Raw genomic sequence first — 23,790 nt, forward strand, 5'->3', positions numbered from 1 at the left:
ATGACCACCTTCACCCGTATCACCGACCCCGCCGACCCGCGCATCGAACCCTTCACTGGCATCCGCGAGCGCGACCTGCGCCGTGCACACAATCGCTTCGTCGCCGAAGGCACTGTCGTGCTGACAATGCTCGCTGCCGCCCACCGGCGCGGCGATTTTACCGCCGAGGCCATACTTGTCCTCGAAAACCGGCTCACGGGCCTAGACAACATCCTGCGGCAATTCCCTGACGATATCCCGATCTATGTCGTCGACAAGGCAGTGATGAATGCCATTGCCGGCTTCGACATCCATCGCGGCGTACTGGCGCTTGGCCGCCGCACCGAAACCTCCGACGCCTTAACACTGATCCAATCCGTGCCCGCCAACGCACTGGTGGTCGTCGCCATCGGCATCGCCAATCATGACAATGTCGGCTCGATCTTCCGCAACGCCGCCGCCTTCGGCGCCGATGCGGTGCTGCTCGACGAGACCTGCTGCGACCCGCTCTACCGCAAGGCCTTGCGCGTCTCGGTCGGCGCTGTGCTGAAAGTGCCCTATATCCGGGGCGGAACCTCTGCCGAGATCATCGCGGCGCTGCATGAAGCAGGTTTTGCTCTCTGGGGCCTCTCGCCCTCCGGCCGCACGGACCTCCGCGCGATTGTTCCTTCGCCGCGCATCGCCCTGCTCACCGGCACCGAGGGTGAAGGCCTGCCACCCAAGATCCTGGCATCGATCGAGACGGCGCGCATTGCGCAGGCGCCGGGACTCGACAGCCTCAATGCCGCCACGGCCACCGGCATCGCCCTCTTCGCCATCGCCTCGGCGATGGGGAGGATGTGAGGGTAAGGCAGGTTTAACAAACCCCTCAAAGAAGAACGCGCTATTCCTGATGTAGCAATTTCGACGCCCGCTCGGCCAGCGACAAGCGGCCTTCGCGCCCGGCGCCGGGTTTTACCGCGATCATCGGTCGAACCGGTGAAGAGGCGCCCTCCCTCTGGCTGGTAATGGCGATCATCTTGGCGGCGATGTCGGCGATCTCGTTGCGCAACGCTTCGTCGCGGCTGGTGTCCTGCAAGCCAACCAGCGCGTCGGCGGTGGCTTGCGCCTGAGCCCGCACTTCGTCGGTCAGTGCAGCGGCCTGCTCGTCGCTGATGATCCGCGACGGCAACATGGTCACCTCCGCCGCGGGAGGCGCCTCCTTGCGCGGCTGCGGCAGGGCGAGCCCACGCCGCTCGTCGGCATTGGCGGCGGCGGTGCGGACGCGGTTGACCACCGCCGGCTTGGTGACGACAGGCATCTTGACGGTGCGCGACGTTTCACCCGTGTCTGCGGTGACGTTCTTCAACCGCTCCTTCAGCCGGCTGATTTCGGCAATGCGGCGCTCGATTACAGTGTCCTTGTCGACGCTGTTCGATACTTCTGCATTGAGCTTTTCCTCCAGCCGGCTGGCGCGGTTTTCCTCGCGTGCCAGCCTCAGCTCTGCGTCCTTTGCGCGTTGTGTCATCGATTTCAAGTCGTTGCGAAGCGTCTCACGCTCGTCGCGCAGCGCCGTGATCCGTGCCTTCAGGCCCTCAGCCTCGGTGTCGCGCGTGGCGATGTCGATCTTGAGATTGTCGATGTCCATGCCCAGCCGGTTGACGCGATGGTGCAACTCATCGATCGTTGCGTCCTTGCTGCGCTCGGACTTTTCCTGGGCGGCAAGCGTTTCCTTGAGCTGGCCGATTTGCAGCTCCTCATTGCGGAGACTTGCCCGGAGTTCCGCGGCCTGGACTCCCATCTCGTCCATCTGGTGCTTGAGATCGGAATTCGCGCCGGTCAGCCGGCCGGCCTCGGCGGACAGCCGGTCATTGGCGACCGACAGTTGTGCGGCCTTGTGGCGTTCGAGCTTGAGATCATGGCCGGTTCGGGCCTGCGACGCCGCCATTTCGGCGCGCACCATGTCCTTCTGGGCACGCAACTCCGCGGCGCTGACGGGCACGGTGGCGAGCAGCCGGTCCTCGGTGAACTTGACGATGCGGCCATAGACAGCCGGCGCCAGCAGGAACACCGCCAGCAGCGCCGTCACAAAACCCAGGCCGAACAACAATCCATATTCTATCACGGCGCGCCCGCTAAAATCTCTGCAATTGCGGAAATGCATGAGAGCGCGGCCTGTTCCGCACTGGGACATCCGGCCGCTGATCTTCACATCCGTTAAAGCATGCGAATGGGGCAGCGGCAAGTTACCGGGGGAACAGGCGCTTCACATTTTGGCAATTGCGTTAATTTCAGGCGTGTTTCTTCAAAAAGGGTTCCAGGTCGGACGCCGGGTCAGCTTGAGATAGCCGATATTGATGCCCAGCCGCGCGCCGACACCGGTATGGATCGGCACCAGCAGCACGCGGTGATCGCCCTTGAGCACGGTCATGCCGAAGCCGGCCACGACATAGGCCTGGCCGCTGACGCCGCCGAAGCGTGAATAGAGCGCGCGCACATCGGGCAGATTATAGACCAGCATCATGACCCGGCTGCCGTCGCCGCCGTAATCGAGCCCAAGCGACGGGCCTTGCCAGTAGACATCGTGCTGCCCGGCATTCTTGGTGTAGAGGTCGCCCTCGCCAAAAGTAGCGCCGGCGATGAAAGCACCGCCGCCCTCCTGGCCGAGAATATAGCCGTTCGGCAGGCCGTAGCGCGCAAAGGCCTTTTCCACCACCTTGGCGAATCCGCCCGTGGTCGAGCCGAAGAAGCCATGACCGGCATCGACGATTTCCTGCATCGTATATTGGGCGCCGGCGGCGTGTACGGGCTCGGCGGCAATGAGCAGCAAAAGCCCCATCAACAGTGCTGCAAGATGGGCAAAACCCGGGAAAAACCTCGTCAGAACCTTCATCGTTTCATCCACCCCGCCGCTCACGAGCCTTAAGCTTCGGGTCCCGCGCCGAAAAAGCACGAATGAATCCCGATTAACTTTATTTTGACCTGATCATCTTAATAATCGGTTTACCAAATATGGTGTCTTTATGGCAGGCAGGAAGCGTGGCGATTGCCCGCATTCAGAGTGATTCGGGCGGGACTGTCGGGTGACGGGCCGCTCTACCTGACCAACGACACGCATGCCGACCGGATAACCGGCCGGCGGCTCCAGGAGAAAGAATTCATGGCCAAGAACCCCAATCTGACGCTCGGCGGCGCTGATCTCGCCGCACTGCTGTGCAGCCGGGTCTGCCATGACGTGATTTCGCCGGTCGGCGCGATCAACAACGGCCTGGAACTTCTCGATGAAGGCGGCTCGGATGCCGACGCGCTCGACCTGATCCGCACCTCCGCTCTCAACGCCTCGGTGCGGCTCAAGCTCGCCCGGCTTGCCTTCGGCGCCTCGGGCTCGGTCGGCGCTTCGATCGATACCGGCGAGGCCGAAAGGGCCGCGCGCGATTTCGCTGCCGCCGAAAAGAAGACCGAGATCATCTGGAACGGCCCACGCGCCATCATCGCCAAGAACCGGGTGAAACTCCTGCTCAACCTTCTGCTCGTCGCCTATGGTTCTATTCCGCGCGGCGGCTCGCTGGAAGTGACGCTGGAAAACCCCGAATTCGACGCGAAATTCACCATTCAGGCCAAGGGCCGGATGATGCGCCTGCCACCGAAATTCATGGAAATCAATTCGGGCAAAGTGGAAGAGGCGGTCGACGCCCACACCATCCAGCCTTACTATACCGTCATGCTCGCCGAAGAGGCCGGCATGGTGCTTTCCGCGACCCAGACGGAAGATGCGCTGGTCTACACCGCCGAAATGGCGAAGGCCGAGGCCGAATAAAAGCCATCATCGGCGCGTGCATTGATGGATGGAACGATTTGTAGTGGATCGTTCCCGCCCAAAAGCCAGGTGCAGGCTGCGGGCGTAAGATTCCGTTATGCTTTTTTCCTTAGCATTCGGGAATTCGCCAGCTTTCGCGCCATTGTCGGACCTGTGAACATGTTGCGTATTCTTATCGTCGATGAATCCGAAGCCGTCCGTAAAGTCGCGACGCATATTCTTGCCGAAATCGGCTTTTCCGTCATCGAAACATCGAGCACGCTCGACGCGCTCGCCAAAAGCCAGGCCGGCCTGCCCGACGTGATGATCGTCGATTCCGCCATGGCCGGCGCACTCGACTTCATCCAGAATATCCGCGCCGTGCCGAATGGCGGCAAGGTGAGGATCTACTATTGCGTCACCCAGGCCGACCTGCGCTGCCTGATGGCCGGCAAGCGCGCCGGTGCCGATGATTTTCTGTTGAAGCCGTTTGAGCGGAAGGCGCTGAGCGCCGCGTTCAGTGGGCTGGGCGCTGCTGCGGCGGCGTGATCTGTCCACGCTCACTTCCCATGGTGGAACGTATACACTGCCCCTGATTGACGTTGGCAGTTGGGATCCCCTGCCCTCCTGAGCTTTTGTCGAGGGTCGAGGGGGGCCTCGGACGAAAATCTCGCGGCGTCCACGCACACATACCATTGCATGCAAGCCGGCTGTAAATGTGGACGCTTCACCGACGAAAAAACCCGCCCCAAACAGGGACGGGCTCGATCATAGGGCAATGATGCGAAATGGCTCAGGCGGTTTCCATGAATTCAGCACCCTCGGGCTCGCGCAGCACATAGCCGCGGCCCCAGACCGTTTCGATGTAATTGGCGCCGCCGGCAGCTGCCGCGAGCTTCTTGCGCAGCTTGCAGATGAAGACGTCGATGATCTTCAGTTCCGGTTCGTCCATGCCGCCATAAAGGTGGTTGAGGAACATTTCCTTGGTCAGCGTCGTGCCCTTGCGCAGCGACAGCAGCTCCAGCATCTGGTATTCCTTGCCGGTCAGGTGGACGCGCTGGCCACCGATTTCCACTGTCTTGGCATCCAGGTTGACAATCAGGTCGCCGGTGACGATGACTGACTGGGCATGGCCCTTGGAGCGGCGCACGATCGCATGGATACGGGCGACGAGTTCGTCCTTGTGGAACGGCTTGGTCATGTAGTCATCGGCGCCAAAACCCAGGCCGCGCACCTTGTCCTCGATGCCAGCCATGCCGGAGAGGATCAGGATCGGCGTCTTGACCTTGGAGAGACGCAGCGTTCTCAGGACTTCATAGCCCGACATGTCGGGCAGGTTGAGGTCCAGGAGGATAATGTCATAATCGTAAAGTTTGCCGAGATCGACGCCTTCTTCACCGAGATCGGTGGTATAAACGTTGAAACTTTCGGACTTGAGCATCAGCTCGATACTTTGCGCAGTCGCGCTATCGTCTTCAATGAGTAGAACCCGCATTCATCGTCCCCTTTTCCGCCGCCTTAGAAAGGTGCAAGCTCCCTATCCGGGCAGGATCAGCCATTGCCTGATTTGGAGATTGCCACAAAATGGTTAACAAATCCTATGTGACTCTGGCAAGTGGTTCGGATTTGTTAAATATTTTTCCTAGACTCCTGATTTTAGTCACAAATTTTGGTATGAGATTCTTAACAAATCACATTAAGAACTCAATCTAACCGACTCTTTGGACTCGCTCTTCGGCCAATTTTCCGACGTCATGGCGGCGCATTTACCGAGCTTTAAACCATCGTCCGTATTATTAACGATGCCCGTAAATGAAAGGTTACCGCAGTTAGAATTTCGTTAACGCCGGTAACTTTTTTTCGCACCGTTATGAAAACGGCACGAACGGGTGTGTTCCTGTCAACCGGGATCTCGCAAATCCACGGAGTACTGCGTATGAAATCACGTGAGAGCCTAGTGCGTCTGAAGGAGTTCCAGCTGAAGGAGAAACGCCGACAGCTGAAGCAGCTTCAGATGATGATGGCCGAGTTTGAGCGAATGTCGAAGGATCTGGAGAACCAGATCGCCTATGAGGAGAAAAAGTCCGGGATCACCGATCCCAACCACTTCGCCTATTCGACCTTTGCCAAAGCTGCTCGCCAGCGGGCCGACAATCTGCAGGTGTCGATCAAGGAGTTGCGGATGCAGCAGGATGCTGCCGAAGCGCTGGTCGAAGAACTGCAGTCCGAATTCGACAAAGCCTCGGCGCTCGAAGAGCGGGATCAGAGACTGCGCGCCTAGCGGCGACGCAGCCTCGGCCGGGATCGTCTGCCGCAACCCTCACTCCGAGGGATGTTCCATCGCGGCTGCCTGACCGTCACCGGCGTGATGCACCGGTGCTTTGTGGTATTGGGAAATAGCAAACCCCGCCGTGGCGACATGGCGGGGTTTGTTTGCTTGGCGAAAATCTGTTGTTCTACGGGGTGGCCGCGCATGAAAGCCTACGCCTTCGCCAGCAGCGCCTTGACCTCGGCCAAAGTCGGCATGCTCGGCGCCGTGCCCGGCCGGGTCACCGAAATGCCCGCGACTGCCGAACCGAACCGAACCGCATCGAGCGGCGCCACACCCTTGGACAAAGCCGCAGCAAACCCACCATTGAACGCATCCCCTGCCCCGGTCGTCTCGACCACCGGCCCCGCCTTGAAGGCCGGCACCAGCACCGATTGCTCGCGGCTGTGATAGAGCGCACCTTGGGCGCCGAGCGTGATGATCGCCGTCTTGACGCCCATGTCGAGGAGCTTGTCGGCCGCAACCTTGGCTTCCTCGACGCTCGTCACCGGCAGGCCGGCGAGGATTTCCGTCTCGGTCTCGTTCGGCGTGACATAATCGCAAAGCTGAAACACCGAAGCATCCAGCGCTTGCGCCGGCGCCGGATTGAGCACCGTCACCGCGCCGCCTGCCCGGGCAATCTCCAGCGCCCGCTTGGCCGCGGCGAGCGGCTGTTCCAACTGGGTGACGAAAATCTTTGCCGCGCCGATCAGGTCGGCATTGGCATCCATGTCGGCGGCCGAGATCGTCGCCGCGGCACCCGGCGCCACGATGATCGCATTGTTGCCGGAACCTTCCTCGACGAAGATATAGGCGGCACCGGTATAGCTCGATGCATCCTGGGTGACGGCGGCATGTACGCCGGCCTCTTGCCAGGTCTTCAGCGCCATGTCGGCGAAAGCGTCGACACCGAGTTTCGACAGGAAGGCGGTATCGCCGCCGGCACGCGCCGCGGCCACCGCCTGGTTGGAGCCCTTGCCGCCCGGCCCGAGGGCGAAATGGTTGCCGAGCAAGGTCTCGCCCATTTTGGGCTGGCGGCTGGCGCGATAGGCCGTATCGGCCACGAACACGCCGAGAATGACGATGTCATGCCTCATGGCCGTCGCCTTACTTCGCATCCGGCGGGATCACGCCCTTGGTCAGCACGAAGCAGCCGTAAAAGCGGCGCTCGCCCGTCTGGATGACGCAATAGGCGTTCTGCGCCTTTTCATAGAAGGCAAAACGCTCGATCGATTTCAGCGGCCAGCTTTTGCCCTCGGCCTTGTCGATCACCGCCTGTACTTCCTGCTGCACCGGTGGGATTTCGTTCGGCGAACCGACAATCTCCATCCGCTCGGCGGCATTGTCGATGAAGGTATCGAGCGGCATCAGCGACAGGATCGCCTCGGCCGCCTGGGCCGACGTCGTGTTGTCCATGCGCAGCAATTCGCCCAGCACCGTCTGGCGAGCAATCGAATCGGCCGGGAAATTGGTGTCCGACAGAATGAGATAGTCGCCATGACCCATGGCCTTGAGCGCATAGAGAACGTCCGCATTGAGGAGCGGCGAGATACCTTTGAGCATGATTTCCTCCCTGAATGGGTCCTGAGAGCTAAGGCGAACCGGACCCCGAATGCAAATCCAGCGGTTTAAATGCGCTTGCCGCTCGCCGCGTCGAAGATATGCGCCGCATCCTTGCGCGGCCGAAGTTTTATGGTCTGGCCGGTGGTGAACAGGTGCCGTTCGCGGAACAGCGCCAGGATGTCCCGGCCTCCGGCATGGACGAAGACCATGGTTTCCGAACCGGTCGGCTCGACCACGCCGACCCTGCCCTCGAAACCGTCATCGGCGAGCTCCAGGTGCTCCGGACGAATGCCGTAGGTGACCTCCTGACCATCGGTGAGCGTATGATCGGCGCCCACCGGCAGCATCGTGCCGGACGCGTCGACGAAAGCTTCGCCGCCCACGATCTTCACTTTGCCCTTGATCAGGTTCATCGACGGCGAGCCGATGAAGGTGGCGACGAAAAGATTGGCTGGATTGTCGTAGAGGTCCAGCGGCGCGCCGATCTGCTCGACATGGCCGTCCTGCAGCACGACGATGCGGTCGGCCATGGTCATCGCCTCGACCTGGTCATGCGTGACATAGACGGTCGTGGTCTTGAGCCGCTGGTGCAGTTCCTTGATCTCGGTGCGCATCTGCACGCGCAGCTTGGCGTCGAGGTTGGACAGCGGCTCGTCGAACAGGAAGACCTGCGGATTGCGCACGATGGCCCGGCCCATGGCGACGCGCTGTCGCTGGCCGCCGGACAGCTGGCGCGGATAGCGATCGAGATAGGGCGTCAGGCCGAGAATGTTGGCGGCAGACTTCACCCGTTCCTCGATGACCTTCGCATCGGTCTTCTTGAGCCTCAGCGAAAATGCCATGTTCTCCCGCACCTTCATATGCGGATAGAGCGCATAGGACTGGAACACCATGGCGATGTCGCGATCGGATGGCGGCACATTGTTGACGACGCGGTCGCCGATGGAGATTTTCCCGCCGGTAATGCTCTCGAGGCCGGCGATCATGCGCAAAAGCGTCGATTTTCCGCAACCGGAAGGGCCGACCAGCACGACGAATTCGCCATCGGCAATATTGATGTCGACGCCATGGATGACCTGCACCGGACCATAGGCCTTGCGCACATCCTGAACCAGAACCTGAGACATTTCACCTCCCGGAATCATGCACTCAAACATTTAAGCCGGCCCCTTCGGCATTTCTATAACAGGTTGCACGCCCAAAAAATCCGGGCCGACGCCGCCTGTTCGGTGCCATAAGTGCAAAGCCGGACAACGAAAGACCCTCTAGCGGAGGTGTCCGGGGTTGTCCACTGATTTTGATCCCGCGCCGCTGTCGCGACGCATCATGAGCATGCTGCTCTGCAATATAACTCCGTTGAAAAACGGCATTGACGGCTGTCGCCGAAAGGATTTACCTTCCTGTTGTCAAAGTGGAATTGTTCTTTTTCCGGCGTCCGAAACAGCCCTCCGCCTTGTCCTTATCGATGGCGGTAAAATACAATTTGCGTCGGGCGCGAATGCCGTGCAAGACTGTTCTACAGAAGCAGAGAAACTGGGAGCACGGTCTCTCTTCTAACAACCATTACGGGAGGATATGGCGTGAAAGTTGAACTTTACGAACTGTTGGCCAGGCAGTCCATGAGCCGCCGCAACCTGATGAAGGGTGCCGCGAGCGTGTCTGCCGCTGCCTTGGCCGGTCCGGCGCTGATGGGCGGCGAAGCCCAGGCTGCCGACGACCTGCGCGCGCAGATTCTGAAGATCCCGGGCATCGGCAAGGGATCGCCGACGGACGCCGACTGGCAGAAAGTCGGCGCGATGTGCCTCGGCCCCACCAAAGCCGCCGTCAAGGAAGGCGAATTCAAGGGCGTCGAGCTCTCGTTCATGGGCCTCAACAACCAGAACCTGCACAACGTGCTGTTCCGCGGCCTCCTGAAGGCCTGGGAAGATTATACCGGCGCCAAGATCAACTGGATCGACCTGGCGCAGGCTGACTACAATGCCCGCCTGCAGCAGTCGATCGCCACGGGCACGGTCGATTTCGACATCATCGAAATGGGCGCACCCTTCGAAGGCGACGTCTGCGGCAAGGGCCTCGCCTCGGTCATGCCCGACTGGGTCAAGACCCAGATCGACATGGACGACTATGTCGGCTACCTCAAAGCGCCGGTCGGCACCTGGGACGGCAAGACCTACCGCGTCTCCGTCGACGGCGACACGCATAACTTCAACTACCGCGCCGACGTGTTCGCCTCCAAGGACCTTGCCAAGGCCTGGAAGGATGAAGGCCACAAGGGCGAGTGGGGCGTGCCGAAGACCTGGCAGCAGGTTCAGGAAGCCACCAAGTTCCTCAAGGGCAAGCAGCTCGACGGCCAGGACCTCTATGGCTATCTCGACGCGCCGAAGGGCTGGGGCGGTTTCGGCTTCTACTTCCTCGGCAGCCGCGCGACGGCCTATGCCAAGCATCCCGACGACAAGGCCTGGCTGTTCGATCCGGACACGATGAAGCCGCGCGTCAACAACCCGGCCTGGGTCCGCGCCATCCAGGACGTGATCGACGCGCTGCCCTCCGAGCCGGCCGACCAGCTCAACGCCGACCCCGGCACGACTGCCTTCCAGCAGTTCCTGGCCGGCACCGGCTCGATGCTCGCCTGGTGGGGCGACGTCGGCTCGAACGCCAAGACCTCGGACTCGTCGGTCATCGGCGACACCGTCGGCTTCTCGATCCTGCCGGGTTCCGACGACGTCTACAACTCCAAGACCGGCAAGTGGGAAAAGCTGCCGTCCGGCCCGAACTATGCGCCGAACATGGCCTATCTCGGCTGGGGCGTCTATGTCATGGCCCGCGTCGATTCCGATCCGAAGAAGCAGAAGGCAGCCTGGTCTGCGGCGGCCCATCTCGGCGGCAAGGACATTTCGCTGTGGACAGCGGCCTATCCGTCAGGCATGCAGCCCTACCGCAACTCGAACTTCAACATTCCGGAATGGGTGGCGGCCGGCTACGACGAAGGCTTCATCACCAGCTATCTCGGTTCGGAGAAGGACTCCTACAACCACCCGAATGCTGCGATCGAGCCGCGTATCCCCGGCATCTTCCAGTATTATTCGGTGGCCGAAGACGAACTGGCCAAGATTTTTGCTGGCAAGGCGACCGCCCAGGAGGGTGCCGACAATATCGCCAAGGCCTGGGATAAGCTGACCGACCAGATCGGCCGCGACAAGCAGATCGCACTCTACAAGGCCTCTCTCGGCCTGTAACGCGATCACAGCGACATCCGGGCTGGCGGCGCGATACGCCGCCAGCCCTTTTCTTGTCATGGACGTCCAATTGGCGTTACAAGGAATTCACGACTTCGAACCTGGACGGAATTGACGGGGCATGGCCAGCAAGACTGATTTGATGATCGACCGGCTCTATACGGTCAACACCGACGACGAGATTCCGGCCTCGCGCAAAATGCTCGGCCGAGCGATCTTCTGGGCCGCCACGGCCCTTGTCGCCCTTACGTTCCTGGTCGAAGGCCTCTACAAGGCAGGCCGGATTTCATTCGGGTTCGACGACTGGCAGCCGGCGCTTTACGCGATTGTCATCTGGAGCATAGCGCTCGGTGCGTCGCTGGTGCTGATCCGCGGTGAAGGCGGCAAGAAGCTGCTGTTCGTCCTGCCCGCTTTCCTGTTCACCGTGTTCATGGTGATCTTTCCGACCCTTTTCGGCCTTTACATCGCTTTTACCGACTGGAACCTCGCCTCCTTCCAGGGCCAGCATTTCAATGGCACCGACAATCTCGTCGAGATGTGGAACGATCCGTATTTCTGGAACGCACTCGTCAACATGATCTACTACGTGCTGGGGATCATCGTCGAATATGCGATCGCCTTTGGCCTGGCGCTGCTGCTCAATGCCGAAATCAAGGCACGAAAATTCTTCCGCGTCGCCTTCCTGCTGCCGTTCATGCTCTCGCCAGTCGCCGTTTCCTGGATGATCGGCAAGTCGCTGGGCGAATATCGCTTCGGCCCACTGGCGACCTTGGCGCGCCATCTCGGCTGGAGCCAGCCGGCCTTCTTCACCTCGCCGGATATCGCCCGCTTTTCCATCATGGTGATGGACGCCTGGACCTATATTCCCTTCATGCTGATCATGCTGCTTGCCGGCCTGCAGGCCATGCCGAAGGAAGTGCAGGAGGCGGCCCGCGTCGATGGCGCCACCGGCTGGCAGGCCTTCTGGAAGATCACCTTTCCGCTGATGCTGCCGGTGTCGATCACTGCCGTCATCCTGCGCGTGATCTTCAAGCTCAAGCTCGCCGACATCGTCATCAACGTCACGTCCGGAGGTCCCGGCGGCGCCACCGATACGGTCACCAGTTTCATCTACCGCGAATACCGCGAGCGCTCCAATGTCGGCTACGGCACCATGCTGGCGTTCGTCTATCYCGTGCTGATCATCCTCTTCGTGACCGGCCTGTTGAAGATCGCCAGCCGATGGAACACCGCCGATGAATAGCCTAGAATCGACCAGGCCGGCCTTCGCGGTCTGCACCCTAACACCTTGAGGATTTCGACAGTGACCGTTACCGCCACCACGCTGCCGACAGCAACCGCCTTCGAAGAAGAAAAGCCGGATGTGAAATTCTATTTCGGCCGGGTTTTCATCTATGGCGCGCTCAGCCTCTGGACGATCGTCTGCCTGTTTCCGATCTACTGGACGATTTCGACCTCGTTCAAGGTCGCCAAGGACGTGCAGAAGGGCTCGATCGTGCCCTGGGTCGGCTATCAGCCGAACTGGCTGGGCTGGCGCTCGCTGGGCCTGTCGCCCGACACGTTCGGAAACTCCTCCACCGTGCGCGACGAATTCCTCAAGCGCTTCCTCAACAGCGTCATCACCTCGGTGAGCGCTTCGGTGCTTGCCGTGCTGATCGGCTCGCTCGCCGCCTATGGCCTCAGCCGCTTCTCCTACAAGATCGGCTGGATGCGCAACAAGGACATCTCCTTCTTCTTCCTGTCGCAGCTCATCCTGCCGCCGGTCGTGCTGGCGCTGCCGTTCCTGGTCCTGTTCAAGGAACTGGCGCTGCTCGACACGACCATCGGCCTGATCATGCTCTATACGCTGATGGTGCTGCCGATCGTCATCTGGATCATGCGCGACCAGTTCGGCGGCATCCCGATCGAGTTGGAAGAGGCCGCGCTGGTTGACGGCCTTTCCATCTGGGGCGCCTTCTTCCGCATCGTCTTCCCGCTCGCAGCTCCGGGCATGGTCGCCGCCCTCATCCTGTCGCTGGTGCTCTGCTGGAACGAATATTTCTTCGCCGCACTGCTGACCTCGACGCATGCCAAGACGCTGCCGGTGATGGTAGCGAGCCAGACCGGCTCGCAAGGCATCAACTGGTGGTCCATGGCCGCCCTGTCTGCCGCCGCGATCGCGCCGCTGGTGGTGATCGGCGTGGTCCTGGAGCGGTATATCATCAAGGGCATGACGGCTGGTTCGGTGAAGTGAGTGGCTGGGCGAGGAGTTGAACTCTTCTCCCGACAGGCACGAAGCTTCACAGGAACAAGGACATGACAGACGACGAGGCTCAGGAGATGGGCCGATATGACTATCGGAGTGATCTCCGGCCGACCGAGGAACTGATAAGGATCGCCCTTATAGGTCTTGCTATAGACGACTACGACCGGGATTTCGACGCGTGGCCGCCCGAAGTGAAAGCCGGACACAGGGCAAGATGCGTCCTCCACGCACGCGGTAGTAATGAGGTTCTGGACGCTGCCGCCCAGCTTTGTGATTCCGCGGCCCCTTTGGAGCGGGAGCTTGGCGCTCATATACTGGGTCAACTGGGAGAGGGCAGACCCTATCGCGAGCAATGTTGCGACAGACTGCTGCTGCTCCTTACCGACCAGCATGAGCGTGTGCGTCTCGAGGCATTCTATGCGTTGGGCCATCTGGGAAATCGCCGCGCCGACAAGGCACTTGCCGGCCACGCCGACGACCCAGATCCGAAAATCCGCCGGGCAACTGCCTTCGCGCTTAATGGCACGACAGACCCAGATGGCATCCGCGCACTGCTCGGTCTGATGCGCGACCCGCAGGCAGAGACGCGCGATTGGGCCACAACGGGGATCGGACAGGACACGACGATAGACGGGCCTGACATTCGCGCGGCCTTGCTGGAGCGCACCGACGATGACGACACGATCACGCGCGCGGAGGCGCTGCTCGGTCTGGCACGCCGCAAAGATCCTAGAGCGTTACCTTTCTTGATCACCGAACTCCAAGGCCACCTCGACCCGTCAGACGATCGTGAGGAAAAGCATCTTGACTACAAGTTTCACGCCGCCGGCTGCACGATGCTCGGCTGGCCGGACGACGATTGGCGGCAAAGCGACGTGGCTGCCTTGATCGGTCTGCTTCGGGCCGTGCAGGCATCGACAGCGTAAGGGCGGCGTTCGCTAGGATCCGGGTCGACAACGACGCTCGGTCTTTGAAGCCGGCAGGAATATGCTACACATGTCGCGCAATGCCGGAGAAATCGAACATCAATCCTGATGAAAATCAGGCGGCGGCTTTACGTTATGACCAGAGCAGAAGCGCGACCGCAGATTTGGTGAAGTACAACAATGCTCAAGCGAATTCCACGTCTTCTCAGCGCCGAAATCGTCAATGTGCTCATGCTGATGGGCCATGGCGACGATCTCCTGATTTGCGACGTCAACCATCCGGCTGCGACCATCGCGGCAAAGACGATCTGGGGAAAGATCATCGATCTTCCCGGCGCCGATATCCCCACCGGCCTCGCAGCGATCCTCGAACTGATGCCGGTCGACACCTTCGTCGACGCGCCGGTCAAGCGGATGCAGGTCGTCGGCGCGGCGGAAAAGATCCTGCCGATTTTCGATCGCGTGCAAGCCATTATCGACGCGGCGGAACATCGGCATGTGAAGATCAAGGCGCTCGAACGCTTCTCCTTCTATGAGGCCGCCAGCAACGCCTTCGCCGTGATCCGGACCTCGGACCCAGGCCCCTATGGCTGCTTCATCATTCGCAAAGGTGTCATCGACTTCCGTGACAGCCCGGCATGCTGACGCTGGCATGCACCAACTGCGCTGTCGAAGATGAGGCGGACCGCAGACAAGCCAGCATCCTTAACCGACGCTACTTCCAGCTCGAGTAATCGTCCGCGACACAGCCTTCGGGCGGGCCGCCATTGCCAAAACGCTGCTTGAGCTGGTCGCAGCCCCACTTGTTCAGTGGCTCCGGCATGATGCTGTTGATCTCCTTGCCGGGCGTATTGAAGGCGGAATCGGCGCTCATCACATACCAGACCCAATAGCCGACCGCGGCGATAATGATCAGCAGGATCATCGCAAAGAAGGTGATCACGCCGCGCAGCAATGACCGCCCGCGCCTCGGCGCGAACGCCGCGACGCTCGGCGTCGAACCAGTCCGGCCGGCGAACGGTGCGAGCGCCGCCTGACGCTCCGCCTCGGTCAGGTCGATGCGTTGAAGCCGGCTGTCGAGCAGCACTGGCAGTGACGTATTGCCATGCCGCACCGCCAGCGCCACCGGCTTCTTGGTCTTGCTGATCCCGACCAGCAGCGGCTCTTCGCCGGCCTCGAGCTGCGTATGAGCGATGCGCCCTTTCTTCTTGTCGCCGATCCCATCGCTATAGGTGACGAAAAATCCGCCGCGATGTTTCTTGAGCGCAGTGATCGCCACCGGAATGGCGACCAGCCGATCGGGGCGGCGAAGCTGCGCCCGGGCGCGCAAGAGACGGGCCAGCGTAAACATGGCGCCGATAATCAGTCCGCCCAGGAGCAGGACCGTGGCCGCGAGCGAGATGATCCGGTTCCACAGCTTGTCGACGCCGATGGTCAGCGTCGCAAGCTCCGGCTTGTCGGCCGAAATCGTCACCCCGGTCTGGTAGTCGCCGAAATGGAAATCGACAAAGAACATTTCCACGTCGCTCTGATAATCATGGCCATTATAGCGGTAGACGAGATGCGCCTCGCAATCGACAAAGATGCCCTTGCGCGTCTCGCACTTGCCGTTCTCGATCGAGGCATCCGGCAGCGACACGGGGTGCTGGCTGATGGTGATGTCACGCAAAAGGCTGGGCGCCTGCCAGATGGCAAAGAATACGACGAGGGCGAGAAGAACCGGGATCGACCAATAATAAGCTGATGGCACGGATATCGCATTGCGCTTGACAGCAATGGCGCGGTCGGGAAGTGGGATCGTCGTCAGCGGCATCGAACATCTCTCAATGTTTTTGGGCAGGTGGGCGGCTGGAGGCCTTGTGAGAGACGTTTTGGCAGTGGGCAAAATTCGCCAAGGCGAGGCGACAGGATTTGGTGGGGTCGCGTCCCGCAGGGCCTTCTACACGGGCCCATTGCCTATGGCTTACCCCCGCCCTATCGATCCAACGCCTCCATCAACCCCTTCGTACTCTGATAAAGCGCCTTGAACATTTCAAACCGTCGCGCATAGGCCGGATCGACCACTGGCAGCACCTCACTCTCGACCGGATTCCAGCCCACAATCGCCTGCCGCGCAACATCACCGACCCCAAGCGCCGCCAGGAAAGCATCCCCGTAAGATGCCCCAAAACTCTTCTGCGACAGGATCTGTTGCAGCCCCGAAATGTTCGAGGTGGCTTCCAGCCAGATGCGGTTCTTTGTGCCGCCGCCGACTGCCATCAGCCGTTTCGGGCTGGCGCCGGCTTCGGCATAGGTTTCAAAAATGTGGTTGGTGCCGTAGGCGATGCCCTCGATCAGCGCCCGATAGATGTCGCCGCGCGTATGCGTCAAGTTCAGGCCGAAGAGCGTGCCCTTGGCATGCGTGTCATGGATCGGCGTCCGCTCTCCGGAGAAATAGGGCAGGAAGATCAGCCCATTGGCGCCAGGCTTCGAGGCCGAGGCCTCGTCGGCCAGTTCGGCAAAAGCTGTGGCGGAATCAAGATCCCGGCCGATCTGGTCGCGGAACCAGTGTGTCAGCGTGCCTGACGTGGCAAGCCCCGACATCGACGCATGCTCGCCGGCAAACAGCCAGGGTGCATACCAGAGCCGCGCGTCTTTCACTCGGGCTTCGCTCAGCATGATGATGAAAATCGTCGAGCCATACATGACCATCATGTCGCCCGCATCGAGCACGCCGACCGAAAACGCCTCCGCCGCCGCATCGATGGTGCCGCAGATGACCGGCGTGCCGATGGCAAGCCCGGTGGCATGCGCCGCCGCCGGCGTCACCGCGCCGGCCACATCCGTCGACCAGACGACATCGGGCAATTTCTCCAATGGCAGGATGTCGGGATTGAGATCGTCCGACCAGCGCTGCTCGTCGACCACATAGAGCGGCGAGAAATTCGCCGCAGTATAGTGGTCGATGACGCACCGGCCGGTCAGCTTCTGCACGATGAAGGTGGTGGAAGAGACGATCTTCACCGCCTTCTGATAAATTTCCGGCCGATTGTGCTTCAGCCAGAGGATTTTCGGCCCGACCGATTGCGAGGTCAGCGCATTGCCGCAGCGCTCGAGAATGCGATCCTCGCCGAGAACCGCATTCAGTTCCTCGATCTCGTTCGCCGCCCGCGTATCGACACCGTAGAGCACGCCATTCATCAGCGCATTGCCCTCGGCATCCACCGGCAGCATACACGGACCGATGGCCGAGGCGCCGACCGCCTTGACATCTGTGGGATCAACGCCGCTGTCGGCAACCAGCTTCTTCGACAGGAAGCAGAAATCCCCCCACCAATCCTGGTCCGGATCGTGCTCCGCCCAGCCTGCCTGCGGCACCAGCATTTTGTGCGGCCGGGCCGCCTGCGCCGCAATCGCGCCGGTCTCATCGACGAGCACGCCCTTGGATTCGAATGTGCCGATATCGATGCCAAGGTAGTATTTCATGTGTTCCCCGCCGGTACTGCAATGCCTGGTGTCTGTCGGCATTCACCCCTCACCAACTTCGGCCAAGGGTTCGCCGTGCTCACCCGGCCTTCGTATCCTCTCCCACAGGGGGCGAGGAAGACCTGCGGCAGCGCGCGGCCCCAAGCAAGGTCGGCGATCGTGGCACCCTGCCTCTCCCCTTGTGGGAGAGGATAGCAAGGCCGCGAGAGCGAAGCGATCGCTTGGCCGCGCTTGGTGAGGGGTAAACGCCTCAGCTCACTGCTCGAAATCATCCCGATCCAAACTAAACCCAGCCCCGATGCTCCCGATCCCCGCCACCAGCAGCCTCGTCAGCCCTTCCAGATCATTCAAATCACACAGCTCCAGCGCCGAATGCGAATAGCGCATTGGAAAACCCATATCGATCGAGGCGACCCCCTGTCCGACCAGTTGCACATAGGACGAATCCGTCAGGCAGCCGATATGGGCGCTCTTCTGCAGGTTCAGCTTTTCCGCCTGCGCCGTATCCTCGAACAGTTTGACCATCGCCGGATGCGGAATGGTGCCATTGAGCGTACCGCGGCCGTGGAAAGAGAACATCGCCATGCCCGGCCCGCCGCCGAGCTGCACATCGCCGCGGCTGGCCATGTCGGGCGTGTCGCCCGTGAGGATCAGGTCGATCTGGATGGCGATATCCGGCTGCAGCACCTGCGCTGCCGTCAGCGCACCGCGCAGGTTGAACTCTTCCAGCGTCGAGAAGACGATATGCACGGTTGGCCGAGCTTCGGCCTTGGCCAGCGCGCGGGCCGCCTCGACCACAACGGCGCAGCCGGCGCGGTCGTCGACGGACGTGCCGGCGATCCGGTCGCCGGCGAGTTCGACCACATGCGGCTTGTAGACCACCGGCGTGCCGATATCGATGCCCGCGGCCAAGACCTCCTCGGCGCTGGTAAAGCCGGCGTCGATATAGATGTCCTGATAGGGCACGACCTTGTATTTCTCGTCCTGCGCGGTCGCGTGATGCGATTTATGCGCGATCACGCCCGGTACGTCCCTGCCCTCGCCGATCGAAAACAGCACCGGCTGCGCCGCCAGCGCCCGCTCTGGCACCCCACCGAGACGCTCGACGCGGACATAGCCGCTCTTCTCGATCTTGCGCACGATCAGGCCGAGCTGGTCCATATGGGTGAACAGCATCACCGATGGCGTGTCCGGATTGCCTTCGATCGTAGCGATCAGGTTGCCCAGCCGGTCGGTCGTGGTTTTCAGCCCAAGCGCCTGCATCTCCCGCTTGAGATAGCGGCGCACCCTGCCCTCGTGACCCGAAAGGCCCGGGATCAGCATCAGGTCCTTCAGCAGCGTCCTGAGATTGTCTTTCATCTCAGCGATCCTGTTTGACGAGCCGCATGAATTCCTTGGCGCGCTCCGGATCGACCGCATTCCAGGTATGCCCGTCGACCTTCAGCGACGAACCGACGATGCAGCCATCGGCAATCTTCAGCGTGTCGCGCACCGTGGCGTGCTTGACGCCCGTATTGGCAAACACATAGGTGTCCGGCAGCACTTTCTTCACCGCTTCGAGATCGGTCATCGCCGCCGCCTCGCCGGTGATCGCGCCGGAGACCAGCACGGCATCGGGAATGGAGGAGAACACGGCGCTACGGGCGCGATCGGCGACGCTGCGCTGGTCGAGCGAATAGGCGAATTCGGCCGAGACATTGAAGAGCAGCGCTAGGTCCTGCCGGCCGAGGCGGTCGCGATAGCGCATCGCTTTGCCCRCATCCGGCGTCCACGGCCCCATGTCGGATGCATAGGTGCCGGTGAAGATTTCGCGCACGAAGGCGGCACCCGTGGCGGCACCGAGCGCAATCGAGCTCTCGGGATCCCAGAGCACGTTGACGCCGAACGGAATCTTGATTTCCGACCGCAGCCGGCCGATGACGAAGGCCATCGTCGCGGTCGACGCGACATCGACCTTGAATTCATAGGGCCGGTCGTTTTCGTTGCCGAACATGACAGCGTCGAAACCGGCCTCCTGCAAGGCATGCAGATCCTTGCGCGCGCCCTCGACCARGGCATCCAGACCACCTTCATGATCATGCAGCGGCGCGCCCGGAAGAGCGCCCAGATGCACCATGGCAATGACCGGTTTGACATCGCCGAAAATGCGCTTCAGCTTAGTGCTCAAAGGAAATTCCTCCTTGGAAATTTTTGCCGGCAGATTGCCACTTCACCTGCGACTTGTCATCACCGCACCTATGAAAACCAATAAAAACAATTGCTTTCCGAGAACCGCCTGGCTTTAATCAAGGCAAGTCGTGACGGCCGAAACGGGAGGGAAGGCATGGATATCCGGCATTGGGATCGCCTGAATAATGGCGGACTGAATTTCACCGAACTCGGCTTCGGCACCGCGCCTCTCGGCAATCTCTACAAAACCGTTTCCGACGAAGACGCCCATGCGGTGTTCGAGGCTGCGTGGGACAGCGGCGTGCGCTATTTCGACACCGCGCCGCTTTACGGCCTCGGCATGTCTGAGCGCCGCGCCGGTAATTTCCTGCGCGGACAGAACCGCGACGACTACATCATCTCCACCAAGGCCGGCCGCTTGCTTGAGGTCTGCCCGCCCGAACAAAAGACCGGCATCGGCAAATTCTTCGACACACCCAATCGCCGCGAGATCTACGATTATTCCTATGACGGCGTCATGCGCTCCTTCGAAGCGTCATTCGAGCGCACCGGGCTCGACCGCTTCGATATCCTCTTCGTCCACGACGTCGACATCTTCACCCATGGTTCGAAGGAAGCGTCTGACGTCCGCATCGAGGAATTCATGAAGGGTGGCTATTACGCCATGCTGTCGTTGCGCGACCAGGGCGTAATCAAGGCTTTTGGCGGCGGCATCAACGAATGGCAGGTCTGCCAGACGCTGGCCGAACGCGGCGATTTCGACCTCTTCCTGCTCGCGGGCCGCTATACGCTCTTGGAACAGGAAGCGTTGACCAGCTTCCTGCCGCTCTGCGAAAAGCGCGGCATCGGTATCGTGCTCGGTGGCCCCTACAATTCCGGCATCCTTGCCCGTGGCCCCTCTGAGGATGCGCAGTACAACTATTCCAATGCGCCGAAGGACATCATCGACCGGGTGCGCCGCGTCAATGCTGCTTGCGAGAAACATGGCGTCCATATGATCGAAGCTGCACTCAACTTCCCCTTGCGCCATCCCTCTGTCGTGTCGGTCATTCCCGGCGGCCAGAGCGTGGCGGAGGTCCAGTCCAACCGTGCCATCCTCGGTAAACCTATACCGCAGGCTCTATGGGACGAACTGAAGGCGGGCGGCCTGATGCGGGAGCAAGCACCGACCTGAAAATTACCAAAAGCCAAAAAAATTGTGCCTGTTGCTTTTGTAACACTTTGTGACGGTGCTGTAATAATTTGGCTCCCAAACCGTAAAAAACGTGAGCCCGACATCTTGTGCCGGGCTGAATTTTCTGCCAAATCATAGCCATCGATTTTTTACGGCCGATTTGGCTTGGCCTTTGCTCTGTTGACTTGTTCCGGCGCGCGGCCACGACTCTTCTCCAGACAGTATATCGATACCAAACGTCTGCTATATCGGCCGACTAAACGTAACTATTCGCGGTTCTCGAAAGGAACATCACATGACTACTGGTACCGTCAAGTGGTTCAACACCCAGAAGGGTTTTGGTTTTATTCAGCCCGACAATGGCGGCCCGGACGTGTTCGTGCATATCTCTGCCGTTGAACGCGCCGGCTTGAGCACACTGAATGAAGGCCAGAAGATTTCTTACGAAGTCCTGCCCGACCGCCGCACCGGCAAGTCGGCTGCCGGCAACCTGCAAGCTGCCTAATTCACGCAGACGGCGAAATAAGTTTCGAGGCCCGGAGCGATCCGGGCCTTTTGTTTTTTGATCGCTGGGGAAAGCCGAGCACTACCCTCTGTTGACGTTTCTGCCGCCTGCTACTACCTCTCATGAGGTTGAAGAGGTGAAAAATGCCAACGGGCCTCAGCATTGCACTGCGCTTTCTCTACGCATTCCTGCTTGTCGGTTTTTGCTGCGTAGGCGTGTTGGGGCAAACCGCTCAGTGGCTCGACGCAAAGTTCGGCGTCTGGATAATGTGGGGATGTATCGCGGCCTATGCCGGCATCATGGCCGGTGCGGTCGCATTGATCAACAAGATCAACCGGGATTGGCCAACCTTCGACCCTCCACCAGTGATCAAGGCGCCTCAGTGGCGCGTCGGACAGTGGCTGAGCCATCAAAGGCAAAGCGCGCAGTCGGCGAAATCGCTGCCGATCGAACGACTGCCTGAGCCCGAGAAATCTGCAAAAAAGGAGATCTGAAATTCTCCAGGCGTCCTGAGCAGGCCGCCAAGCCGTTTCAGGGCACAGACAGAGATCCGGGCTTTTGTTTTGACATTTCGGCCGCGAGGACCCTTGAACCTAGCGCCGAGACTGTCACCCCTCCCGAAACACAAATTCCGGCTCCACACTCTCCGCCATCACCAGCCGCCCATTCGGCAAGTCATTGACATCCATCTTGTAGGCAAACGCTTCCGGCGCCAGATCCTTCCAGCGCTCCGACAGCCGCCGCCGCAACTCCTCCTCCGGCACATGGATCAACACAGTCGTGTCGTAATGTCGCTGCAGATCGGCCCAATCGCCGCTGCCGAGCAGGATGTAATTGCCCTCGACCACCAGATGCCGCACCGTCTGCGGGATCATCCGGGCGCCGGCGCGGGCAATCTCGATCGAGCGGTCGAACACCGGCACGGCGATCTCGCGTTCGCGGTTCGCTCTGAGCCGCCCGAGCATATGCGAGAAGCCGGCAACGTCGAAAGTCTCCGGCGCGCCTTTGCGAGGCCGCAGTCCACGCGGCACGAGAACCAGGTCGTCATAGTGGAAACCGTCCATCGGAAAGACCGCCGCCGAACCTGGTTCGGTGGCATTCAACCGTTCGACCACCTGTTCCGCCAGCGTCGATTTGCCGGCGCCCGGCGGGCCGGCGATCGCCGTGATGCTGCGCGCATTGGCGCCGCGTGCTGCAACCGTCGCCACCAGCGTTTCGAGGTCGATATCCCTGCTCATATTGCCTCCCGATTTCCACGCAAGGTCAAGCAGTTCGGGGCGGCACTGTCAATTCGTTTTGCTGGTCCGGAGCGCTTTCCAAGCGTCACCCGGCGGGCTACAAAAGCTGAAAAATGGAGGACACGATGCGCATTCTGTTCGACCCCGAACCCCGGGCTGCCGCCGATATTTTTTCCAAAGCAGATCAGGAAAAGTTCTTCTCAACCTATGACGTCGTCGCCTGGAATGGCGAGGATCGCGATGCGTTCTACAAAAAACATCTGTCGGACACCGAGGTTCTGGTCAGCCAGCAGCGCATGGAGCGCGACGGGCTGGATATGGCGCCGAAACTGCGCTGCATTGTCAATGTCGAAACCAATTTCTATCCCAATGTCGATTACGACCTCTGTTTTCAGCGCGGCATTCATGTGATCGCACCGAGTTCGGTCTTCGCCGCTCCCGTGGCCGAGATCGGCCTCGGCATGGCGCTGTCGCTGGCACGCGGCATCCACACCGCGCATGGCGATTTCGTCGCCGGTCGCGAGCTCTACGGTTTGGATGGCAACCATGACGCCGAGCTGCTCGCTGGCGCCGAGCTGGGTTTCATCGGTTTCGGCGATCTCGGCCGTGCGCTGCACAAGCTGCTGGCCGGCTTCCAGCCAAGAATCCGCGCTTTCGATCCCTGGCTACCCGATGGCGTGCTGACCCGGCTCGGTGTCGAGCCGGCGTCGCTCGACGATGTCCTGTCGAAGAGCCGCTTCGTCTTCGTCGTCGCCACCATCACCACCGAAAATGCACATCTGCTCAATGCGGAAAAACTCGGCCTGATGCAGAAGGGCGCCAAACTGCTGCTGCTCAGCCGCGCCGCCGTCGCCGATTTTGCCGCACTGAAGGAATTTGCCGGCTCCGGCCGCATCCAGATCGCCACGGACGTGTTTCCGGAAGAGCCGGTGGCTGCCGACGATCCTATCCGTACAGTGCCGAACATCCTGTTCTCGGCGCATCGTGCCGGCGCACTGACTTCGGCGCTGCAGAATATCGGCAAACTGATGCTCGAAGACCTCGGCCAGATCGCCCGCGGCCTCCCCCCGATCGCCTGCAAGCGGGCGGAACGCGAAACAGTGAGCCGGCTACGGAGCAAGCCGGTAGAGAAGTCGTAGCGTCGAGGTTGTGGCACCCCCCTCTGTCCTGCCGGACATCTCCCCCACAAGGGGGGAGAATCGATGGG

At 60.8% G+C, this 23,790-nt stretch carries 24 protein-coding genes; 13 read left to right on the plus strand and 11 right to left on the minus strand.

The genetic code is table 11. The annotated features are described in order from the left end of the window. Entirely contained in the window at nucleotides 1-822 is an 822-nt protein-coding gene (locus AC1D06_RS12510) for a TrmH family RNA methyltransferase (RefSeq protein ID WP_477986474.1), read from the plus strand. Between the two features lie 40 nt (nucleotides 823-862). On the opposite strand, the gene AC1D06_RS12515 is transcribed toward AC1D06_RS12510, so the two are convergent. Beyond that, on the minus strand, nucleotides 863-2,083 hold the full coding sequence (locus AC1D06_RS12515; protein ID WP_477986475.1) for a hypothetical protein: 1,221 nt from the start codon (nucleotides 2,081-2,083) through the stop codon (nucleotides 863-865). Nucleotides 2,084-2,263: 180 nt separating this feature from the next. Then, complete coding sequence (locus tag AC1D06_RS12520) at nucleotides 2,264-2,851, minus strand: DUF1134 domain-containing protein (RefSeq protein WP_477986476.1); 588 nt, start codon at nucleotides 2,849-2,851, stop codon at nucleotides 2,264-2,266. A 267-nt stretch (nucleotides 2,852-3,118) separates the two neighbouring features. Between AC1D06_RS12520 and chpT the strand changes: the two genes are divergently transcribed. Then, complete coding sequence (gene chpT, locus AC1D06_RS12525; RefSeq protein WP_477882896.1) at nucleotides 3,119-3,775, plus strand: histidine phosphotransferase ChpT; 657 nt, start codon at nucleotides 3,119-3,121, stop codon at nucleotides 3,773-3,775. Nucleotides 3,776-3,934: 159 nt separating this feature from the next. Continuing rightward, nucleotides 3,935-4,303, plus strand: a complete 369-nt coding sequence (locus AC1D06_RS12530; protein ID WP_477986477.1) for a response regulator — start codon at nucleotides 3,935-3,937, stop codon at nucleotides 4,301-4,303. A gap of 244 nt (nucleotides 4,304-4,547) precedes the next feature. Here AC1D06_RS12530 and ctrA read toward each other — a convergent pair whose 3' ends face one another. Next, nucleotides 4,548-5,249 carry a response regulator transcription factor CtrA gene (gene ctrA, locus AC1D06_RS12535; RefSeq protein ID WP_477882873.1) on the minus strand — a complete coding sequence of 234 codons (702 nt, stop codon included), beginning with the start codon at nucleotides 5,247-5,249 and terminating at the stop codon, nucleotides 4,548-4,550. Nucleotides 5,250-5,690: 441 nt separating this feature from the next. On the opposite strand from ctrA, the gene AC1D06_RS12540 reads away from it, so the two are divergent. Continuing rightward, nucleotides 5,691-6,035, plus strand: a complete 345-nt coding sequence (locus tag AC1D06_RS12540) for a flagellar export protein FliJ (RefSeq protein ID WP_477882871.1) — start codon at nucleotides 5,691-5,693, stop codon at nucleotides 6,033-6,035. A gap of 200 nt (nucleotides 6,036-6,235) precedes the next feature. Here the strand turns inward: AC1D06_RS12540 and rbsK are convergent, their stop codons facing one another. From rbsK to AC1D06_RS12555, 3 genes are all read right to left on the minus strand, one after another. Then, nucleotides 6,236-7,159: a ribokinase gene (rbsK, locus tag AC1D06_RS12545; protein WP_477986478.1), complete on the minus strand. Its 924-nt coding sequence runs from the start codon at nucleotides 7,157-7,159 to the stop codon at nucleotides 6,236-6,238. Nucleotides 7,160-7,169: 10 nt separating this feature from the next. Further along, complete coding sequence (locus tag AC1D06_RS12550) at nucleotides 7,170-7,625, minus strand: RbsD/FucU family protein (RefSeq protein ID WP_477986479.1); 456 nt, start codon at nucleotides 7,623-7,625, stop codon at nucleotides 7,170-7,172. A gap of 65 nt (nucleotides 7,626-7,690) precedes the next feature. Further along, the gene (locus tag AC1D06_RS12555; protein ID WP_477882866.1) at nucleotides 7,691-8,752 is read right to left on the minus strand and encodes an ABC transporter ATP-binding protein; all 1,062 of its coding nucleotides are present in this window, start codon (nucleotides 8,750-8,752) and stop codon (nucleotides 7,691-7,693) included. Between the two features lie 453 nt (nucleotides 8,753-9,205). Here AC1D06_RS12555 and AC1D06_RS12560 point away from each other — a divergent pair, with 453 nt between their 5' ends. The 5 genes from AC1D06_RS12560 to AC1D06_RS12580 all read left to right on the plus strand — a co-directional run bounded on the left by AC1D06_RS12560 (nucleotide 9,206) and on the right by AC1D06_RS12580 (nucleotide 14,677). Next, nucleotides 9,206-10,861 carry a type 2 periplasmic-binding domain-containing protein gene (locus AC1D06_RS12560; protein ID WP_477986480.1) on the plus strand — a complete coding sequence of 552 codons (1,656 nt, stop codon included), beginning with the start codon at nucleotides 9,206-9,208 and terminating at the stop codon, nucleotides 10,859-10,861. 121 nt (nucleotides 10,862-10,982) lie between these two features. Beyond that, complete coding sequence (locus AC1D06_RS12565) at nucleotides 10,983-12,104, plus strand: carbohydrate ABC transporter permease (RefSeq protein WP_477986481.1); 1,122 nt, start codon at nucleotides 10,983-10,985, stop codon at nucleotides 12,102-12,104. A 120-nt stretch (nucleotides 12,105-12,224) separates the two neighbouring features. Then, nucleotides 12,225-13,094, plus strand: a complete 870-nt coding sequence (locus tag AC1D06_RS12570) for a carbohydrate ABC transporter permease (RefSeq protein ID WP_477882894.1) — start codon at nucleotides 12,225-12,227, stop codon at nucleotides 13,092-13,094. A gap of 62 nt (nucleotides 13,095-13,156) precedes the next feature. Then, complete coding sequence (locus AC1D06_RS12575) at nucleotides 13,157-14,032, plus strand: HEAT repeat domain-containing protein (protein ID WP_477986483.1); 876 nt, start codon at nucleotides 13,157-13,159, stop codon at nucleotides 14,030-14,032. 180 nt (nucleotides 14,033-14,212) lie between these two features. Next, nucleotides 14,213-14,677 carry an RbsD/FucU family protein gene (locus AC1D06_RS12580; RefSeq protein ID WP_477986484.1) on the plus strand — a complete coding sequence of 155 codons (465 nt, stop codon included), beginning with the start codon at nucleotides 14,213-14,215 and terminating at the stop codon, nucleotides 14,675-14,677. Nucleotides 14,678-14,747: 70 nt separating this feature from the next. On the opposite strand, the gene AC1D06_RS12585 is transcribed toward AC1D06_RS12580, so the two are convergent. The 4 genes from AC1D06_RS12585 to AC1D06_RS12600 form a co-directional block, all read right to left on the minus strand. After that, nucleotides 14,748-15,845 (minus strand): hypothetical protein, encoded by a 1,098-nt coding sequence (locus AC1D06_RS12585; RefSeq protein ID WP_477986485.1) that lies wholly within the window; start codon nucleotides 15,843-15,845, stop codon nucleotides 14,748-14,750. Between the two features lie 161 nt (nucleotides 15,846-16,006). Beyond that, nucleotides 16,007-17,497: an FGGY-family carbohydrate kinase gene (locus AC1D06_RS12590; protein WP_477986487.1), complete on the minus strand. Its 1,491-nt coding sequence runs from the start codon at nucleotides 17,495-17,497 to the stop codon at nucleotides 16,007-16,009. A 255-nt stretch (nucleotides 17,498-17,752) separates the two neighbouring features. Then, the gene (locus AC1D06_RS12595) at nucleotides 17,753-18,856 is read right to left on the minus strand and encodes a M42 family metallopeptidase (RefSeq protein WP_477986488.1); all 1,104 of its coding nucleotides are present in this window, start codon (nucleotides 18,854-18,856) and stop codon (nucleotides 17,753-17,755) included. A 1-nt stretch (nucleotide 18,857) separates the two neighbouring features. After that, nucleotides 18,858-19,664 (minus strand): BtpA/SgcQ family protein, encoded by an 807-nt coding sequence (locus tag AC1D06_RS12600; protein WP_477986489.1) that lies wholly within the window; start codon nucleotides 19,662-19,664, stop codon nucleotides 18,858-18,860. Nucleotides 19,665-19,820: 156 nt separating this feature from the next. Here AC1D06_RS12600 and AC1D06_RS12605 point away from each other — a divergent pair, with 156 nt between their 5' ends. The 3 genes from AC1D06_RS12605 (at nucleotide 19,821) to AC1D06_RS12615 (ending at nucleotide 21,839) form a co-directional block, all read left to right on the plus strand. After that, nucleotides 19,821-20,840, plus strand: a complete 1,020-nt coding sequence (locus tag AC1D06_RS12605; RefSeq protein WP_477986491.1) for an aldo/keto reductase — start codon at nucleotides 19,821-19,823, stop codon at nucleotides 20,838-20,840. 295 nt (nucleotides 20,841-21,135) lie between these two features. Then, complete coding sequence (locus tag AC1D06_RS12610) at nucleotides 21,136-21,345, plus strand: cold-shock protein (protein WP_477882849.1); 210 nt, start codon at nucleotides 21,136-21,138, stop codon at nucleotides 21,343-21,345. A 143-nt stretch (nucleotides 21,346-21,488) separates the two neighbouring features. Next, a complete protein-coding gene (locus AC1D06_RS12615) occupies nucleotides 21,489-21,839 on the plus strand; it encodes a hypothetical protein (RefSeq protein ID WP_477986492.1) in 351 nt (116 codons plus the stop codon). Between the two features lie 114 nt (nucleotides 21,840-21,953). Here AC1D06_RS12615 and AC1D06_RS12620 read toward each other — a convergent pair whose 3' ends face one another. Continuing rightward, nucleotides 21,954-22,583 (minus strand): AAA family ATPase, encoded by a 630-nt coding sequence (locus AC1D06_RS12620; protein ID WP_477986493.1) that lies wholly within the window; start codon nucleotides 22,581-22,583, stop codon nucleotides 21,954-21,956. Nucleotides 22,584-22,708: 125 nt separating this feature from the next. On the opposite strand from AC1D06_RS12620, the gene AC1D06_RS12625 reads away from it, so the two are divergent. Further along, nucleotides 22,709-23,722, plus strand: coding sequence for an NAD(P)-dependent oxidoreductase (locus AC1D06_RS12625; protein ID WP_477986495.1), 1,014 nt, complete (start codon nucleotides 22,709-22,711; stop codon nucleotides 23,720-23,722). The last annotated feature ends 68 nt before the right edge of the window (nucleotides 23,723-23,790 follow it).

The sequence above is a fragment of the Rhizobium sp. P2_G2 genome (genome assembly GCF_056403555.1).